A 17593-nucleotide genomic window follows, 5' to 3' on the forward strand; every position below is an offset into this window, starting at 1 on the left:
CGCGCCGACGACCGGGGACGCTTGATCTTTGCTCCGATACCGGCGATCCTGACACCATGCCCCCTCGCGAAGAGCCGTCGCGTGGGCTCCTTGACCCGGTCGCCAAGATGTTGCGGTTACCTTTCGGCACACCGGAATTCATCGACAAGATCGTCACCGGCGGGGTCAATCAGGTGGGCCGTCAGACCTTGCGCATGCTGATCACCACGTGGGACGCCGCGGGCGGAGGCCCCTTCGCCGCCAGCGCGATAGCGTCCACCGGGATGGCCAAGACCGCCGAGACCGTGCAAAGCATGTTCGTCGGTCCGGTCTTCGGACCACTGCTCAAACTGCTTGGGGCCGATAAGGCCGCCACGCGGGCGTCGCTGTGCGCCTCGCAGCTGGTGGGCCTGGGCATCATGCGCTACGGCATCCGCTCCGAGCCGCTGCATTCGATGTCGGTCGACGCGATAGTCGACGCGATCGGTCCGACGATGCAGCGCTACCTCGTCGGCGACATCACACGCTAGGCGGCGATCCGGCCGACCTGGACGAAACCGTCGGCGGTGACGCGAGCGGGGTACACCGGCACCGAGAAGTTCGGATCGTCCAGGCAGGTACCGTCTTCCAGCGAGAAGGCCTGCTTGAGGATCGGCGATTGCACCGCCACGCGCCCGCCGCGGTCCCCCACGATTCCGCGCGAAAGCACCGCCGCGCCGGAGAACGGGTCGACGTTGCCCACGGCATACACCTCACCGTCGTCGAGCCGGAACAACGCCGCCTGGGAGCCGTCATCGAGCAGCACGCCGACCCCACGGCCCGGGATCAGGCGGTCGTACTCGCAGGCCGTCGTCCACACCGCAACGTCGTTGAGAATTGTCATGATTGTTCTCCAGCTCCCGTACGGATCTTCGGCATCCCAATGGAGACAGGGATTTTGCGCCCCGCGTGCTCGGTGAATTCCACCGTCGAGTCGACGGCATCCGGGGCGTTGACGAACGAGACGAACCGCGACAGCTTGTCCGGGTCGTCGAGCACGCCCTTCCATTCACACTTGTAGTTCTGTACGTGCCGCTCCATTGCGGCCTCGAATTCTCCGGCCAGCCCCAGCGAGTCCTCGCACACGACCTCGCGCACGTGATCGAGTCCGCCCTCGAGCGAATCGACCCACGGCGCGGTGCGCTGCAGCCGGTCGGCGGTCCTGATGTAGTACATGACGAACCGGTCGACGTAGCGGACCAGCGTCTCGGTATCCAGGTCGCTGGCCAGCAGCTGGGCGTGCTTGGGCGTCATGCCGCCGTTGCCGCCGACGTAGAGGTTCCAGCCCTTTTCGGTGGCGATGACGCCGACGTCCTTGGACCGCGCTTCGGCGCACTCGCGTGCGCAACCCGAGACGCCCATCTTGATCTTGTGCGGTGCCCGCAGCCCGCGGTACCGCAGCTCCAGGTCGATGGCCAGCTGCACCGAATCCTGCTGGCCGTAGCGGCACCAGTCGGTCCCGACGCAGCTCTTCACCGTGCGCAGCGCCTTGCCGTAGGCGTGGCCGGATTCCATGCCACCGTCGACCAGCCGCCGCCAGATCTCCGGCAGCTGGTCCACCCGGGCGCCGAACATGTCGATCCGCTGGCCGCCGGTGATCTTGGTGTAGAGCCCGAAGTCCTGGGCGATCTGGCCGATCAGGATCAGGTGCTCGGGCTTGATGTCACCGCCGGGGACCCGCGGCACCACCGAGTAGCTGCCGTTCTTTTGGATGTTGGCCAGAAAGTGGTCGTTGGAGTCCTGCAGCGAGGCCTGCTCGCCCTCGAGGATGTGGTCCGAGCCGGTGGACGCCAGGATGGACGCGACCACGGGTTTGCAGATATCGCAACCCTTTCCGCGGCCGAAGCGCTCCAGCAGGCCGGAGAACGTGCGGATCTCGGTGGCCGAGATGATCTCGAAGAGTTCCGCCCGCGACTGGCTGAAGTGCTCGCACAGCGCCTTGGACTGTTCCACACCCTCGGCTTCCAGCAGCTGCTTGAGCAGCGGCACGCACGAGCCACACGACGTGCCGGCCGCGGTGCACGACTTGAGCGACGGCACGTCGGCGCAGCCGTCGGCGATGGCGCATTTCAGGTCGCCCTTGGTGACGTTGTTGCACGAGCAGATCTGCGCCGAATCCGGCAGCGCGCCGACTCCGAGCGCCGGCGCCTCGCCCGATACCGGCGCGATCAGCGCGAGCGGATCCCCCGGCAGCTCGCTGCCGACCATCGGCCGCAGCACCCCGTACGACGAGGCGTCACCGACGAGGACGCCGCCGAGCAGTGTCTTCGCGTCGTCGGACAACACCAGCTTGGCGTAGGTCCGCTTGACCGCGTCGTTGATGGTGACCTCGAGGCAGTTCTCGGTGACCCCCATCGCGTCGCCGAAGCTGGCGACGTCGACGCCGAGCAGCTTGAGCTTGGTCGACAGGTCGGCCTCGCCGAACTCCGCGGCACCGTCCAGCAGGCGGTCGGCCACCACCTCGGCGGAGGTGTAGCCGGGCCCCACCAGGCCGTAGCACCGGCCTTCGATCGCGGCGACCTCGCCGACCGCGTAGATGTCCGGATCGCTTGTGCGGCAGGCCAAGTCGGTGAGCACCCCACCGCGTTCGGCGAGCTCCAGCCCCGCCGCCCTGGCCAGCTCGTCACGCGGCCGGATGCCGGCCGCGAAGATGACCAGCCCGGCGTCGATGACCTCGCCGTCGGTCAGGCGCACCCGCACCGACGAGACCCCGTCCGTGTGATCGATCGCTTCGATCGACTCGGTTCCAGTGCCCACGTGCACCGCGATGCCGAGCTCACCGATCATCTTGGCCAGCAACGCGCCGCCGCCCTCGTCGATCTGCTGGGCCATCAACCGCGGCATCATCTCGACGACGTGCGTCTGCAACCCGAACTGCCGGAGCGCATTAGCGGCCTCCAGACCCAACAGGCCGCCGCCGATCACCACGCCCGCGGGGGCGCGACCGGCCTGGACCGTCCGCTGGGCGTCGGTCCGGATGGCGTCGAGGTCGTCCAGCGTGCGGTACACGTGGCACGCCGGCAGGTCGTGGCCCGGCACCGGCGGGACGAACGCATACGACCCGGTGGCCAACACCAGCGTGTCGTAGCCGTGCCGCTGCCCGTCGGCCGTCACCACCGCCTTCGCTTCCCGGTCGATCTCGGTAACCTGGGCGTTCAGTACCAATCGAACCTGTTCGTCACCCGCGTAGTCGTTGCCCGGCAGCGCCAGCAGCTTGCGGTCCCAGCTCTCGGTGTACGAGGTCAGCCCGACGCGGTCGTAGGCCGCGTCCGTCTCCTCGGCGAAAACCGTGATGCGCCACAATCCTTCGGTGTCGCGCGCGCGCAGCGCCTCGACCAGCCGGTGCCCCACCATGCCGTGCCCGACTACGACGATGTGACGGCCCGCACAGTGCGCGCGCGAAATCCCGTCTGCAGCCATGGCTTTGAGGTTAGCGGCCGGAAATTACCGCGATTTCGCCCAATGTGACGGTCCTATGACGAGGATCTCACAACTCACAGGGAGCCTTGTGAATATTCGTTCGCCCACGGCGAACGCCTAGGTGGAACTTTAGCGTGGTCGACTCATGTTTCTCTTTACAGCCGGCCGGAAGGGCGCCGGACACAGCAAATCCACAACAAAGCTCAAGGAAGCTTAAGGAGATCGCCATGAGTAACCTCGCATTGTGGTCGCGACCGGCCTGGGACACCGACCGGTGGTTGCGCGACTTCTTCGGTCCGGCCGCCGCGGCGGACTGGTATAAGCCCGGCACCAGCGGTTTTTCCCCCGCCGCCGAGATCGTCAAGGACGGTGACGACGCGGTCGTACGTGTTGAACTCCCCGGTGTCGACGTCGAAAAGGACGTCAATGTCGAGGTCGACCGCGGCCGACTCGTGATCCACGGCGAACGCCGCGACGAGCACGCCCAGGAGAAAGACGGGCGCACCCTGCGGGAGGTCCGGTACGGCTCCTTCCGCCGCTCGTTCCAGCTGCCGGCTCACGTCACCGGGGACGCCATCTCGGCCTCGTACGACGCCGGCGTGCTGACCGTGCGGGTGGCCGGCGCGTATGCCGGAAACCAGGCGCAGCGCATCGAGATCACCAAGTAGACGCTAGACCGCGATCCGGCGGGGCATCGGCCCCGCCGGATTCGCTTGCACCGCAGCGGATTCGGCCGGATCAGCCCCAGCGGGCCAGCAGTTCCTTGGCCCGGGCGGCCAACGCGGCCTGAAAGAACGGGCCGAAGCTGATTCGCGCCACACCCAGCGGCCCGAACGTCGTCGGGTCATCCTGGTCGGGCAGCGCGATCGCGTTGACCGGCAGCGGCAGCTCTGCGGCCAAGCGCCGCAACGTATCCGGATCATGACGACCGACCGGGTACAGCACGTCGGCGCCCGCGTCCGCCGCCTGGGTCAGTCGCGCCACGGCCCTGTCGACCCGGTCGGACGCGTCGCCGTCCTGGCGCAGGAACAGGTCGGTGCGGGCGTTGATCACGACGTGCACCCCGGCCGCGTCGGCGGCCGACCGCAGCGCCGCGACCAGTTCGGCGTGCTCGCCGGCGGACCGCAGCCGCTTGCCCTCGGAGTGCACGGTGTCTTCGACGTTCAGCCCCACCGCGCCGACGCTGAGCAATCCGTCGATCAGGCGCTCGGCGGTGAGTCCGTAACCGGATTCGATGTCGACCGAGACCGGGGCGTCGACGGCGGCGGTGATCTGAGCGACGCGCGCCAGCACGTCGTCGAACGACATGCCCTCCCCGTCCGGTTTGCCGATCGAGTCCGCCAGCGGGTGGCTGCCCACGGTCAGGGCGGCGAAACCCGCGTCGACGGCGAGGCGGGCCGACCACGCGTCCCACACCGTCGGCAGGACCACCGGGTCGCCGGGCCGATGCAGGGCGAGCAGCGCCGTGGCGCGCTCGGCGGGGGTTTGACCGCTCATGAGGTGTTTGCTCCTCGCTCGCCCGAAGTGTTTCGTCTGACATCGGGCTGTGCGGTGGATAGTATTCACAAAAGCGTACTGTGATCCGTAACACCGTCTGCCCAAGGAGATCCGTTGAGCACCACGACTGAACTCGCCGAACTTCACGACCTCATCGGCGGCCTGCGGCGGTGCGTCGGCTCGTTGAAGAGTCGCTACGGCGACAGCCCGGCGATGCGGCGGATCGTGATCGACGCCGACCGGATCCTGTCCGACGTCGAACTGCTCGACACCGACGTGTCCGAACTCGATTTGGCGCGCGCTACCGTGCAGCAGTCCGGCGAGAAGATCGTCATTCCCGACACCCAGTACGACAGCGACTTCTGGCGCGATGTCGACGACGAGGGTGTCGGGGGTCACAGCAGGTCCTGACAACCCCGAACAACCCAAGCCCCCCGGAACCGAGGGGGTGGTCTCTGTGTACCCTTCGACCAACAGCCCGTTCGAAGAGGAACACTAGATGAGCGCACCCACGGCGAACCGTCCTGCGTCAGGTGTCTTTTCACCCGCGCGCGCCCGCATCCCGCAACGCACCCTACGCACCGACCGGTGGTGGATGTCGCCGCTGCGAATCGACCTGGGCTTCGCCGCGTTCGTCATCTACGCGACCGTGCGCGCGTTTCAGCAGGATTACTTCTTCGTCCCCAAGTACCACTACCTCACGCCGTTCTACTCACCCTGCGTGAGCAAGGCCTGCGGCGAGGCCGGCGACTTCTGGCCTCAGATCCTGCCGGACGTGTGGTGGTTGCCGTACGCGGCGCTGACGCTGCCATTCCTGCTGCTGTTCCGGCTCACCTGCTATTACTACCGCGGCGCCTACTACCGCACGGTGTGGCAGTCGCCCAGCGCTTGCGCGGTGGCCGAACCGCGCGTCCACTACACGGGCGAGACCAGGTTCCCGCTGATCGTCCAGAACAGCCACCGGTACTTCTTCTACATCGCCGGCATCATCTCCGTGATCAACACCTACGACGCGATCATCGGTTTCCACTCCGACTCCGGCCCACACGGCTTCGGATTCGGCCTGGGCAACCTGATCATGGTCGGCAACGTCGTCATGCTGTGGGTCTACACGCTGTCGTGCCATTCCTGCCGGCACGTCACCGGTGGGCGGCTCAAGCACTTCTCCAAGCACCCTGTGCGGTATTGGATCTGGACCCAGGTCAGCAAGATCAATACCCGGCACAAGCTGTACGCCTGGGTCACGCTGGGCACCCTGATGCTCACCGACTTCTACATCGCGCTGGTGGCCAGCAACACCATCAGTGACCTGAGATTTGTTGGCTGAGAAGCCATTCGAACAACAATTCCGAACTTAGCTAGCGAGGGTTTTCATGGTTGAGGTCGAGCGGCATGCCTACGACGTAGTCGTCATCGGCGCCGGCGGCGCGGGGCTGCGCGCGGTCATCGAGGCGCGGGAACGCGGCCTCAAGGTCGCGGTGGTGTGCAAGTCGCTGTTCGGCAAGGCCCACACGGTCATGGCCGAGGGCGGCTGCGCGGCGTCGATGGGCAACACCAACCCCAAAGACAACTGGAAGACCCACTTCGGCGACACCATGCGCGGGGGGAAGTTCCTCAACAACTGGCGGATGGCCGAACTGCACGCCAAGGAGGCACCGGACCGCGTCTGGGAGCTGGAAACCTATGGGGCGCTGTTCGATCGCCTCAAAGACGGCAAGATCAGCCAGCGCAACTTCGGCGGGCACACCTACCCGCGGCTGGCGCACGTCGGTGACCGCACCGGCCTGGAGCTGATCCGCACCATGCAGCAGAAGATCGTCTCCCTGCAGCAGGAAGACTTCGCCGAACTCGGCGACTACGAGGCGCGCATCAAGGTCTTCGCCGAGTGCACCATCACCGAACTGATCAAGGACGGTGACGCGATCGCCGGCGCGTTCGGATACTGGCGCGAGACGGGCCAGTTCGTCCTGTTCGAGGCGCCCGCGGTGGTGCTGGCCACCGGCGGCATCGGCAAGTCGTTCAAAGTCACCTCGAACTCATGGGAGTACACCGGCGACGGGCACGCGCTGGCGCTGCGGGCGGGTGCATCGCTGATCAACATGGAGTTCGTCCAGTTCCACCCGACGGGCATGGTGTGGCCGCCCAGCGTCAAGGGGATCCTCGTCACCGAGGGTGTCCGCGGTGACGGCGGGGTGCTGAAGAACTCCGACAACAAGCGGTTCATGTTCGACTACATCCCGCCGGTGTTCAAGGGCCAGTACGCCGAGTCCGAACAAGAGGCCGACCAGTGGCTCAAGGACAACGACTCGGCCCGCCGTACCCCCGACCTGCTGCCCCGCGATGAGGTCGCGCGCGCGATCAACTCCGAGGTCAAGGCAGGCCGCGGCAGCCCGCACGGCGGCGTGTTCCTCGACATCGCGTCGCGGTTGACGCCCGAGGAGATCAAGCGGCGCCTGCCGTCGATGTACCACCAGTTCAAGGAGCTGGCGGGTGTCGACATCACCAAGGAGCCGATGGAAGTCGGGCCGACCTGCCATTACGTGATGGGCGGCGTCGAGGTGGACGCCGACACCGGCGCGGCCACCGTCCCAGGCCTGTTCGCCGCGGGCGAGTGCTCCGGCGGTATGCACGGCTCCAACCGGCTGGGCGGCAACTCGCTGTCGGACCTACTGGTCTTCGGCCGGCGCGCCGGGCTGGGTGCGGCCGACTACGTGCGGGCGCTGAGCAGCCGTCCGACGATCTCGGCCGAGGCCATCGAGACCGCGGCGCAGCGGGCGCTGTCCCCCTTCGAGACGCCGGCCAACGGCGCACCGGCGGAGAACCCCTACACGCTGCAGCTCGAGCTGCAGCAGTCGATGAACGACTTGGTGGGCATCATCCGCAAGGCGGACGAGGTTTCCGAGGCGCTGGCCCGGCTGGACAAGCTGCGCGAGCGGTTCAAGAACCTGCATGTGGAGGGCGGACGCCAGTACAACCCGGGCTGGAATCTGGCCATTGACCTGCGCAACATGCTGCTGGTCAGCGAGTGCGTCGCCAAGGCGGCGCTGGAACGCACCGAGAGCCGCGGCGGCCACACCCGCGACGACCATCCGTCGATGGACTCCGGATGGCGCAAGGTGCTGCTGGTGTGCCAGGCCGCCGGTGGCGACGAGGTGATCCCCGACATCAGCATCACGCGCAAGGACCAGGTGCCCATGCGACCCGATCTGCTGGAGCTCTTCGAGATCTCCGAGCTGGAGAAGTACTACACCGACGATGAGCTGGCCGAGCATCCAGGACGGAGAGGCTAATGACCTACAACGCGACGATGCGCGTGTGGCGCGGTGACGATGCCGATGGCGCGCTGCAGGACTTCACGGTGGAGGTCAACGAGGGCGAGGTGGTGCTCGACATCATCCATCGCCTGCAACAGACCCAGACGCCCGACCTCGCCGTGCGGTGGAACTGCAAGGCGGGCAAGTGCGGTTCCTGCTCGGCGGAGATCAACGGGGTGCCGCGGTTGCTCTGCATGACCCGGATGTCGACGTTCGCCGAGGACGAAGTGGTGACCGTGACGCCGCTGCGGACGTTCCCGGTGATCCGCGACCTGGTCACCGACGTCTCCTTCAACTACGAAAAGGCGCGCGAGATCCCCGCCTTCGCGCCACCGAAGGATCTGCAGCCGGGCGAGTACCGGATGGCGCAGGCCGACGTGCAGCGCTCGCAGGAGTTCCGTAAGTGCATCGAGTGCTTCCTGTGCCAGAACGTGTGTCACGTCGTCCGCGACCACGAGGAGAACAAGAAGGCGTTCGCCGGACCGCGGTTCCTGATGCGCATCGCCGAACTCGAGATGCACCCGTTGGACACGATGGACCGGCGCAACCAGGCGCAGGAGCAACACGGCCTGGGCTATTGCAACATCACCAAGTGCTGCACCGAGGTCTGCCCGGAAAACATCAAGATCACCGACAACGCGCTGATCCCGATGAAAGAGCGGGTCGCCGACCGCAAGTACGACCCGGTGGTGTGGCTGGGTAACAAGCTGTTCCGGCGCTGACCACGCGTTAGCCTGCCCGGCGCGCCGGGTATCCGCATAGAACCCAAACTCCGAAAGCAGCGTGGGAGATATGCGAGAAACCACCAGCGTCAACGACATTCGAACCGCGATCCGGGAGTTGTCGGTCCGCGCCGACCTGGCCCGTAAGGAGGGCCGCCCCGACGACGCCGCGGAGATCGAGCAGCGGATAGCCGGCTTCCGGGCCGAACTCGGCCGCCGTCCGTAGTCTCAGACGCCGAGGCGCCGAAACGTGCTGCGGTGGAACACGATCGGCGCGACATCGGCGTCGACGGTGACTTCGTTCACCCGGAGCACCACGATCGTGTGGTCCCCGGCCGGGATCAGCTGCTCGATCGCGCTCTCCAACCACAAGCTGGTGCCCTTGATGAACACCGCGCCGCTCTCCCGGGACTCCGTCTCCAGGCCGGCGAATCGGTCCCCGGTCTTGGCGGCCAGCGCTCGCGCGGCCTCGTCGTGGGCCTCGCCGAGCACGCTGATGCCGAGCATGGGCAGGTCTTTGAGCTTGGGCCACGTCGTCGACGTGTTCTGCACGCAGAACGACACGAGCGGCGGATCCAGGGAGACGGGGACGAAGGTGCTGGCCGCCAGGCCCTCCCGGGTGCCCTCGACTTCGGCGGCGATGGCCACCACCCCCGAGGGGAAGTGACCGAAGGCCTCGCGGAGTGTGGAAGGTGTCAGATGATTGTTCGAGTTCACCGGAATTCATTCACCCCTTGAGCCGAGAGCGCGATTCTCGTTCCCGACCTTACCTGCCGAATACCCGTGCGCCGAAGCCACGTCAGGGTGCGCGCGCAACCTGCTCTTCCAGGCGTTGCGGCCGTAGACGGAGAAGATCGGATCCGCGGCGTCGGTCACCCGGCCGGCGCGGGCCCGCAACTCGGGCGGCAGTGTCAGCACGGGGATCTGCGCGTCCAGCCGCGGGTTGAAGAAGTACGGCACCGAGATCCGGTCCGCCGCCTGCCCGGCCAGGGTCACCCGGTGTTCGGTGGCCCGCAGGTAGCCCCCCGTCGCCACCTCCAGCAGCTCGCCGATGTTGACGACGAAGGCGCCGTCGGTGGGCGGCACGTCGATCCACTCCTTTGTGTCGGGCCGGCGAACCTGCAGGCCGCGGCTGCCTGGCGCGGCCAGCAGCAGCGTGAGCACGCCGGAGTCCTTGTGCGGGCCGACGCCCTGCGGCGAGGCCGCGCTGCGCGGGTAGCGCACGATCTTGATCAGGGTGGCGGGCATCTCGGCGAAGGCGGGGTCGAACACGTCCGGCGAGCTGCCCAGGGATGCCGCCCAGTGCCGGAGCAGCGTGCGGGCCACCCCGGACAGCGCGTCATCCCAGTCAGCGATGATCCCGGGCAGCTCGGGCATCGCGGCCGGCCACTGGTTGGGTCCCTGCAACCACAGGTAGTCGGGCTTGCCGGCGCCCCCGACCGGGGCGCGTTCGGGCCCGATGTCGATCTGCTCGCGCCAGTCCACCCGGCCGCGGGTCAGCTCACCGCCCAGCCGGGTGTAGCCGCGGAAGTGCGGGCTGCGGACCATGGCGATCGCATCCTTGTCGGCATCGGGCAGCTCGAATAGCCTGCGCGCCGCCCCCAGCACCCTGCGGGACAGCTCGTCGGGCACGCCGTGGCCGGTCACATAGAAGAAGCCCACGTCGTGAGCCGCCTCACGTAACCCCCGCCGCAGTTCGGCAGCCGGCGTGCGCAGATCGACTACGGGCAGAGCGGTGATGCATCCCATAGTTTGAGATCCGTTTCGTTATCGCCGCAGCTCAGAGGCTCCACGGTCGCTTCCCAACCGGTTGGTTAATTAGGTAATGGAATCTAGCTCACATTGACTTGCGTTGAACTGTCCGAGAGCGATATTTTAGCGGTGTTACTGGTGGGTAACTTAGAAGTAGTACCCAACCACAAGTGGCATTCTCAACGAGGAGGAACCGTAGTGAGCCACTACAAGAGCAACGTCCGTGACCAGGTGTTCAACCTGTTCGAGGTCTTGGGCGTTGAGAAGGCTTTGGGCGCTGGCGACTACAGCGATCTGGATGTCGACACCGCGCGCGAAATGTTGTCAGAGATCAGCCGGCTGGCCGAGGGGCCCATCGCCGAGTCGTTCATCGAGGGTGACCGCAACCCGCCGGTCTTCGACCCGAAGACCCACTCGGTGGCGCTGCCGGAGTCCTTTAAGAAGTCGGTGCGCGCCGTCACCGAGGCCGGCTGGGACAAGGTCGGCATCGAAGAGGAACTCGGCGGCATGCCGATGCCCAAGGCGCTGCTGTGGGCCCTGCACGAGCACCTGCTCGGCGCCAACCCCGCCGTGTGGATGTACGGCGGCGGCGCCGGTTTCGCCAGCATCTTCTACAAGCTGGCCACCGAGGAGCAGAAGAAGTGGGCGATCATCGCCGCCGAGCGCGGCTGGGGCGCCACCATGGTGCTGACCGAGCCCGACGCCGGCTCGGACGTCGGCGCGGGCCGCACCAAGGCCGTCAAGCAGGACGACGGTTCGTGGCACATCGACGGCGTGAAGCGCTTCATCACCTCCGCTGACTCCGACGACCTGTTCGAGAACATCTTCCACCTGGTGCTGGCCCGCCCAGAGGGCGCCGGCCCGGGCACCAAGGGTCTGTCGCTGTTCTTCGTGCCGAAGTTCCTGTTCGACTTCGAGACGGGCGAGCTGGGCGAGCGCAACGGCGTGTTCGTGACCAACGTCGAGCACAAGATGGGCCTGAAGGTCTCGGCCACCTGTGAGCTCTCGTTCGGTCAGCACGACGTGCCCGCCAAGGGCTGGCTGGTCGGCGAGGTGCACAACGGCATCGCGCAGATGTTCGACGTGATCGAGCAGGCCCGCATGATGGTCGGCACCAAGGCCATCGCCACCCTGTCGACCGGGTACCTGAACGCGCTGGAATACGCGAAGTCGCGGGTTCAGGGCGCCGACATGACCCAGATGACCGACAAGACCGCACCCCGGGTGACCATCACCCACCACCCCGACGTACGCCGGTCGCTGATGACCCAGAAGGCCTACGCCGAGGGTCTGCGGGCGCTCTACCTGTTCACGGCGACCTTCCAGGACGCCGCGGTCGCCAAAGCGCTGCACGATGTCGACGCCGACCTGGCGGTCAGGATCAACGACCTGATGCTGCCGGTGGTCAAGGGCGTCGGTTCCGAGCAGGCCTACGCGAAGCTGACCGAGAGCCTGCAGACGTTCGGTGGGTCCGGCTTCCTGCAGGACTACCCGATCGAGCAGTACATCCGGGACGCCAAGATCGACTCCCTCTACGAGGGCACCACGGCCATCCAGGCGCAGGACTTCTTCTTCCGCAAGATCGTCCGCGACAAGGGTGTGGCGCTGGCCCACGTGTCGGGCGAGATCCAGAAGTTCGTGGACAACGAGTCCGGCAACGGCCGGCTGAAGTCCGAGCGCGAGCTGCTGGCGAAGGCCCTGGCCGACGTCCAGGCGATGGCGGCCACGCTGACCGGTTACCTGATGGCGGCGCAGGAAGACGTGACCAGCCTCTACAAGGTGGGCCTGGGCTCGGTGCGCTTCCTGATGAGCGTCGGCGACCTGGTCATCGGCTGGTTGCTGCAGCGTCAGGCCGCGGTTGCGGTGGCGGCGCTGGACGCCGGCGCCAGCGGCGCCGAGCGGTCCTTCTACGAGGGCAAGATCGCGGTGGCATCGTTCTTCGCGAAGAACTTCCTCCCGCTGCTGGCCAGCACCCGCGAGGTGATCGAGACGCTGGACAACGACATCATGGAGCTCGACGAAGCCGCCTTCTGACAAACAGATCGAAAGCCCCGCTTCCGAATGGGAGCGGGGCTTTTGATTTGGGCGAAGACGGCAGAAAAAAGAGGCCGCCGCTGGATCCCCTCACTCCAGCGGCGGCCTTTCCCGTACGCCCGTCCACGCCGACCGGCGGCCGTTTCAGGGATGCCCCGTATTGCCGTCGGGGTCGGGGGGTCAGACCACAACACGGGGCCATCCGCGCACAGGGGTACCCCGCCGTCGGAAATTACTAACCCGCTGTGACTGAATTCATGAAATGCCCGCCTGTGCGGCCGTCATGCCTCGAGGATCGCGGCCACGCCCTGGCCACCGGCGGCGCAGATGGAGACCAGCGCACGCAGCGGCTTGTCCCCACCCTTGTGCTCCGCCTTCTTCTCGGCGAGCTGCTTGGCCGCCTGGGCCAGTATCCGCCCGCCGGTGGCGGCGAACGGGTGCCCGGCCGCCAGCGACGACCCGTTGACGTTGAGCTTGGACCGGTCGATCGAGCCGAGCGCCGCGTCGAGGCCCAGCCGCTCCTTGCAGTAGTCCTCCGACTCCCAAGCCTGCAGGTGCGCCAGCACCACCGAGGCGAAGGCTTCGTGGATCTCGTAGAAGTCGAAGTCCTGCAGGCTCAGTCCGTTACGAGCCAGCAGCCGCGGCACCGCGTAGGTGGGGGCGATCAGCAGGCCGTCGCGGCCGTTGACGTAGTCCACAGCCGCGGTTTCCGCGTCCACCAGGAATGCCAGCGGCGTCAGGGAGTGGGCGGAAGCCCACTCCTCGGAGGCCAGCAGCGCGACGGAGGCGCCGTCGGTCAGCGGGGTGGAGTTCCCCGCGGTCATCGTCGCGTCCCCGGACTTCACGCCGAACACCGGCCTGAGCTTCGCCAGCTTCTCCGCCGACGAGTCCGGCCGCAGGTTGTCGTCGCGGTACAGCCCGAGGAACGGGGTGACGAGGTCGTCGAAGAAGCCGCGATCGTAGGCGGCGGCCATGTTGCGGTGGCTGGCCGCGGCCAGCTCGTCCTGGTCGACGCGCTTGATGCCCATCTGCTTGGCGGTAATCGCCTGATGCTCACCCATGGACAGCCCGGTGCGTGGCTCGCTGTTGACCGGGATCTGGATGCCCAGGTTCGCGGGCAGCGTGCCCACCAGCCTCAGCCGCTGGACGTTGGACTTGGACCGGCGCAACTTGAGCAGCGTGCGGCGCAGGTTGTCACCCAGGGCGATCGGCGGGTCCGAGGTGGTGTCCACCCCGCCGGCGGCGGCGACGTCGTAACGCCCGGACGCGATGCCGTCGGCCGCGGCAATGGCCGCCTGCAGCCCGGTGCCGCACGCCTGCTGCAGGTCGAACGCCGGCGTGTACGACGACAGCTCCGAGCCCAGCACGCACTCGCGGGTGAGATTGAAGTCACGGCTGTGCTTGAGCACGGCGCCGCCCACCACCACGCCCAGCCGCTCACCCGCCAGGCCGAAGCGGTCCACCAGCCCACCCAGCGCGGCGGTGAACATGTCCTGGTTGGACGCCTCGGCGTAGGCGCCGTCGGAGCGGGCGAACGGGATGCGGTTGCCGCCCAGCACGGCGACGGGTCGCCGCTGCGAACTGCGCTGGTTGCTTGCGTCGGAACTTGCAGGGGCCACTGTCTTCTCCGTGTATCTGCGGTCTATCGGTTTTGGTATGCCCGTCTGGGGCCATACTACCTACTGTTCTTACTCTGCAGTAAGTTCGTCCCCGATACGGTTGTGCTGTAGGCACACCCCGACTTCGCAAGCACATGGAAGGTAGCTCCGGTGGCTCCCAAGGTCTCGTCCGATCTGTTTTCTCAGGTTGTCAATTCCGGTCCTGGATCGTTTCTCGCCAAGCAGCTCGGGGTTCCGCAGCCCGAGACGCTGCGCCGCTACCGGGCCGGCGATCCGCCTCTGGCCGGCGCACTGCTGATCGGCGGTGAGGGGCGGATCGTCGAGCCGCTGCGCGCCGCGCTGGACAAGGATTACGACCTGGTCGGCAACAACCTTGGCGGACGCTGGGCCGACCAGTTCGGCGGCCTGGTGTTCGACGCGACGGGCATCACCACGCCGGAGGGCCTCCGCGGGCTGTACGAGTTCTTCACGCCGCTGCTGCGCAACCTGGGCCAGTCTGCCCGCGTCGCGGTGGTGGGCACCACGCCCGACGCCGCCGCCAGCCCGCACGAGCGGATCGCGCAGCGCGCATTGGAGGGGTTCACCCGCTCGCTGGGCAAGGAATTGCGCAACGGCACCACGGTGGCGCTGGTGTACGTGTCGCCCGACGCCAAACCCGCTGCGACGGGCCTGGAATCGACCATGCGGTTCATCCTGTCCGCCAAGTCGGCCTACGTCGACGGCCAGGTGTTCTACGTCGGCGAGGCGGACTCCACGCCGCCGGCCGACTGGGAGCGGCCGCTGGACGGCAAAATCGCCATCGTGACCGGCGCGGCCCGCGGCATCGGCGCGACGATCGCGGAGGTGTTCGCCCGCGACGGCGCCCGCGTCGTCGCGATCGACGTCGAGTCGGCAGCCGAGACGCTGGCCGACACGGCGAGCCGGGTCGGGGGCACCGCGCTGTGGCTCGATGTCACCGCCGACGACGCCGTGGACAAGATCACCGAGCACCTGCAAGAGCACCACGGCGGGCACGCCGACGTGCTGGTCAACAACGCCGGCATCACCCGCGACAAGTTGCTGGCCAACATGGACGACGCGCGCTGGGACGCGGTGCTGGCGGTCAATCTCCTTGCCCCGCTTCGGCTCACCGAAGGGCTGGTGGGCAACGGCACCTTCGGCGAAGGGGGCCGGATCGTCGGGCTGTCCTCGATGGCCGGCATCGCCGGCAACCGCGGGCAGACCAACTACGCCACCACCAAGGCCGGGATGATCGGCCTCACCCAGGCGCTGGCGCCGGAGCTGTACGCCAAGGGCATCACGATCAACGCCGTCGCGCCGGGTTTCATCGAGACCCAGATGACGGCCGCCATCCCGCTGGCCACCCGCGAGGTGGGCCGGCGGATGAATTCGCTGCTGCAGGGCGGTCAGCCCGTCGACGTCGCAGAGGCCATCGCCTATTTTGCCAGCCCGGCCTCTAACGCGGTGACGGGCAACGTCATCCGCGTCTGCGGCCAGGCGATGCTGGGCGCATAGCTGCGATGAGGAGAACACAATGAACCAGCCAAGCGGACTGAAGAACATGCTGCGCGCGGCGGCCGGGGCACTGCCGCTGGTGTCCCGGGGGAACCAGCTACCCACCCGCACGGTGGACATCGCGGAATTGCCCATCGACCAGGCGAACGTGGCCGAATACGCGGCGGTCACCGGCCTGCGCTACGGCAACAACGTGCCGCTGACCTACCCCTTCGCGTTGACGTTTCCCACGATGATGTCGCTGGTGACCGGGTTCGACTTTCCTTTCGCCGCAATGGGTTCGGTGCACATGGAGAACCACATCACGCAGTACCGGCCGATCGCGGTCACCGACACCGTCGGTGTGCGGGTGCACGCCGAGAACTTGCGCGAGCACCGCAAGGGGTTGTTGGTCGACCTGGTGACCGATGTGAGCGTCGGCAACGACACCGCGTGGCATCAGGTGACGACCTTCCTGCACCAGCAACGCACCAGCCTGTCCGACGAGCCCAAGCCGCCGCCGCAGAAGCAGCCCAAGCTGCCACCGCCCAGCACCGTCCTTCGCGTGAGCCCCGGCCTGATCCGGCGCTACGCCGTGGTCAGCGGCGACCACAACCCGATCCACACCAACCCGGTGGCGGCAAAGCTGTTCGGCTTCCCCACCGTCATCGCGCACGGAATGTTCAGCGCCGCAGCGGTATTGGCGAATATCGAAGCGCGCCTGCCGGACGCGGTGAAGTATTCGGTGCGGTTCGGCAAGCCGCTGGTACTGCCCGGCACCGCGGGGCTCTACATCGACGAAACCAATGACGGCTGGGACATCTCGTTGCGCAACGTCGCCAAGGGCTATCCGTATCTGACCGGGACGGTCCGCGCCATTTAAGCCGAATGGTTCGGGCCGCGGCCCCTGGCGAGGACTTTCAGCCCGTGGGCTCCGGTCGCGGTCAGCAGGAACACCAGGAATAACCACAGCGGCGGCCGGGCGAGTTCCCAGACGAAGATCGCCGCCCAGATCGGTGAGCCCTGCGTTACCGCCAGCACACCGGCGGCGCCGGCCAGCGACACCGCCGGCACGTGCAGGTGAGTCCCGACCGCCCAGTTGATCGCGAGCACCAGCGCCGCCCCGGCGGCCGCGCCGGTAGCCAGCGACGGCGTGAGCATCCCGCCAGCCCCGCCCGCGCGCAGGAACAGGGCGGTCAGCAGGGGCTTCAACGCCAGGATCGCGAGCGCCGACAACAGCGTCATGCCGCTCGCCAGGCTGACCGTCAGGATGCTTCGGCCGTTGCCGGGCAATTCGGGCCACCAGTGCGAGCAGACGCCCATCACCAGTCCGGCGCCGGTGAGCGCGGGGACCAGCACCCAGTTCCGCATCGGCTTGGCCGGCCGGGCCGACGCCATCAACCGGTTGAACGCCAGCCCCACCGCGAGGGCGACCGGGGCCAGCAGCAGCCCGTGCGCGGTCAGCAGGTAGGTCGACTCCCCGATCGGCCACCGCAGGTTGGATTGGTCGCGGGTGATGGCCGACCCGACGGCCACCGCCAGGCTGGAGGAGATGAACGCCGCGCCAACCGCCCGAGGCTGCCAGGTGTTGAGCAGGATGCGCACCGAGAACAGCGCGCCTGCCAGCGGCACGGCGTAGACCGCGCCCAGCCCGGCGCCGGCCGCGCAGGCCAACAACACCTCGCGGTCGCGCGGAGACAGCCGTCGGAGCCAGCCGGTCCCG

Annotated in this window: 17 protein-coding genes; 10 read left to right on the forward strand and 7 right to left on the reverse strand. The window is 67.5% G+C overall.

Annotated elements, in window-relative coordinates; translation table 11 throughout:
• Nucleotides 1-56 precede the first annotated feature (56 nt).
• Entirely contained in the window at nucleotides 57-509 is a 453-nt protein-coding gene (locus A5695_RS16700) for a hypothetical protein (protein WP_068084274.1), read from the forward strand.
• Here the strand turns inward: A5695_RS16700 and nirD are convergent.
• Both nirD and nirB read right to left on the reverse strand, forming a co-directional pair.
• On the reverse strand, nucleotides 506-862 hold the full coding sequence (nirD, locus tag A5695_RS16705; protein ID WP_068084277.1) for a nitrite reductase small subunit NirD: 357 nt from the start codon (nucleotides 860-862) through the stop codon (nucleotides 506-508). The genes A5695_RS16700 and nirD overlap by 4 nt on opposite strands.
• Nucleotides 859-3438, reverse strand: coding sequence for a nitrite reductase large subunit NirB (gene nirB, locus A5695_RS16710; protein WP_082946144.1), 2580 nt, complete (start codon nucleotides 3436-3438; stop codon nucleotides 859-861). Before nirB ends, nirD begins: the two co-directional genes overlap by 4 nt.
• Nucleotides 3439-3665: 227 nt before the next feature.
• Here nirB and A5695_RS16715 point away from each other — a divergent pair, with 227 nt between their 5' ends.
• Nucleotides 3666-4106, forward strand: coding sequence for an Hsp20/alpha crystallin family protein (locus A5695_RS16715; RefSeq protein WP_068084283.1), 441 nt, complete (start codon nucleotides 3666-3668; stop codon nucleotides 4104-4106).
• A gap of 70 nt (nucleotides 4107-4176) precedes the next feature.
• On the opposite strand, the gene A5695_RS16720 is transcribed toward A5695_RS16715, so the two are convergent.
• A complete protein-coding gene (locus A5695_RS16720) occupies nucleotides 4177-4935 on the reverse strand; it encodes an isocitrate lyase/phosphoenolpyruvate mutase family protein (protein ID WP_068084287.1) in 759 nt (252 codons plus the stop codon).
• A 114-nt stretch (nucleotides 4936-5049) separates the two neighbouring features.
• Here A5695_RS16720 and A5695_RS16725 point away from each other — a divergent pair, with 114 nt between their 5' ends.
• From A5695_RS16725 to A5695_RS29130, 5 genes are all read left to right on the forward strand, one after another.
• On the forward strand, nucleotides 5050-5346 hold the full coding sequence (locus A5695_RS16725; protein WP_067749751.1) for a hypothetical protein: 297 nt from the start codon (nucleotides 5050-5052) through the stop codon (nucleotides 5344-5346).
• Between the two features lie 88 nt (nucleotides 5347-5434).
• Entirely contained in the window at nucleotides 5435-6262 is an 828-nt protein-coding gene (locus A5695_RS16730; RefSeq protein ID WP_068084288.1) for a hypothetical protein, read from the forward strand.
• A 46-nt stretch (nucleotides 6263-6308) separates the two neighbouring features.
• Nucleotides 6309-8225, forward strand: coding sequence for a fumarate reductase/succinate dehydrogenase flavoprotein subunit (locus tag A5695_RS16735; protein ID WP_068084291.1), 1917 nt, complete (start codon nucleotides 6309-6311; stop codon nucleotides 8223-8225).
• Nucleotides 8225-8971 (forward strand): succinate dehydrogenase/fumarate reductase iron-sulfur subunit, encoded by a 747-nt coding sequence (locus tag A5695_RS16740; protein ID WP_068084294.1) that lies wholly within the window; start codon nucleotides 8225-8227, stop codon nucleotides 8969-8971. The genes A5695_RS16735 and A5695_RS16740 overlap by 1 nt, the downstream gene beginning before the upstream one ends.
• 70 nt (nucleotides 8972-9041) lie before the next feature.
• Entirely contained in the window at nucleotides 9042-9197 is a 156-nt protein-coding gene (locus tag A5695_RS29130) for a hypothetical protein (RefSeq protein WP_197515522.1), read from the forward strand.
• A gap of 2 nt (nucleotides 9198-9199) precedes the next feature.
• Here the strand turns inward: A5695_RS29130 and A5695_RS16745 are convergent, their stop codons facing one another.
• Entirely contained in the window at nucleotides 9200-9688 is a 489-nt protein-coding gene (locus A5695_RS16745) for a flavin reductase family protein (protein WP_068084298.1), read from the reverse strand.
• Nucleotides 9689-9694: 6 nt separating this feature from the next.
• Nucleotides 9695-10720 carry an isopenicillin N synthase family oxygenase gene (locus tag A5695_RS16750; RefSeq protein WP_068084302.1) on the reverse strand — a complete coding sequence of 342 codons (1026 nt, stop codon included), beginning with the start codon at nucleotides 10718-10720 and terminating at the stop codon, nucleotides 9695-9697.
• Between the two features lie 201 nt (nucleotides 10721-10921).
• On the opposite strand from A5695_RS16750, the gene A5695_RS16755 reads away from it, so the two are divergent.
• A complete protein-coding gene (locus A5695_RS16755) occupies nucleotides 10922-12757 on the forward strand; it encodes an acyl-CoA dehydrogenase (RefSeq protein ID WP_068084305.1) in 1836 nt (611 codons plus the stop codon).
• Between the two features lie 281 nt (nucleotides 12758-13038).
• On the opposite strand, the gene A5695_RS16760 is transcribed toward A5695_RS16755, so the two are convergent.
• The gene (locus A5695_RS16760; RefSeq protein WP_068084308.1) at nucleotides 13039-14376 is read right to left on the reverse strand and encodes an acetyl-CoA C-acetyltransferase; all 1338 of its coding nucleotides are present in this window, start codon (nucleotides 14374-14376) and stop codon (nucleotides 13039-13041) included.
• 150 nt (nucleotides 14377-14526) lie between these two features.
• Here A5695_RS16760 and A5695_RS16765 point away from each other — a divergent pair, with 150 nt between their 5' ends.
• Entirely contained in the window at nucleotides 14527-15891 is a 1365-nt protein-coding gene (locus tag A5695_RS16765) for a 3-oxoacyl-ACP reductase (RefSeq protein WP_068084311.1), read from the forward strand.
• A 19-nt stretch (nucleotides 15892-15910) separates the two neighbouring features.
• Nucleotides 15911-16753, forward strand: a complete 843-nt coding sequence (locus A5695_RS16770; RefSeq protein ID WP_068084314.1) for a MaoC/PaaZ C-terminal domain-containing protein — start codon at nucleotides 15911-15913, stop codon at nucleotides 16751-16753.
• On the opposite strand, the gene A5695_RS16775 is transcribed toward A5695_RS16770, so the two are convergent.
• On the reverse strand, nucleotides 16750-17593 hold an 844-nt coding region (locus A5695_RS16775), incomplete at its 5' end, for a chloride channel protein (protein WP_068084317.1). The genes A5695_RS16770 and A5695_RS16775 overlap by 4 nt on opposite strands.

Source organism: Mycobacterium sp. E1747 (assembly GCF_001667775.1).
GTDB lineage: Bacteria > Actinomycetota > Actinomycetes > Mycobacteriales > Mycobacteriaceae > Mycobacterium.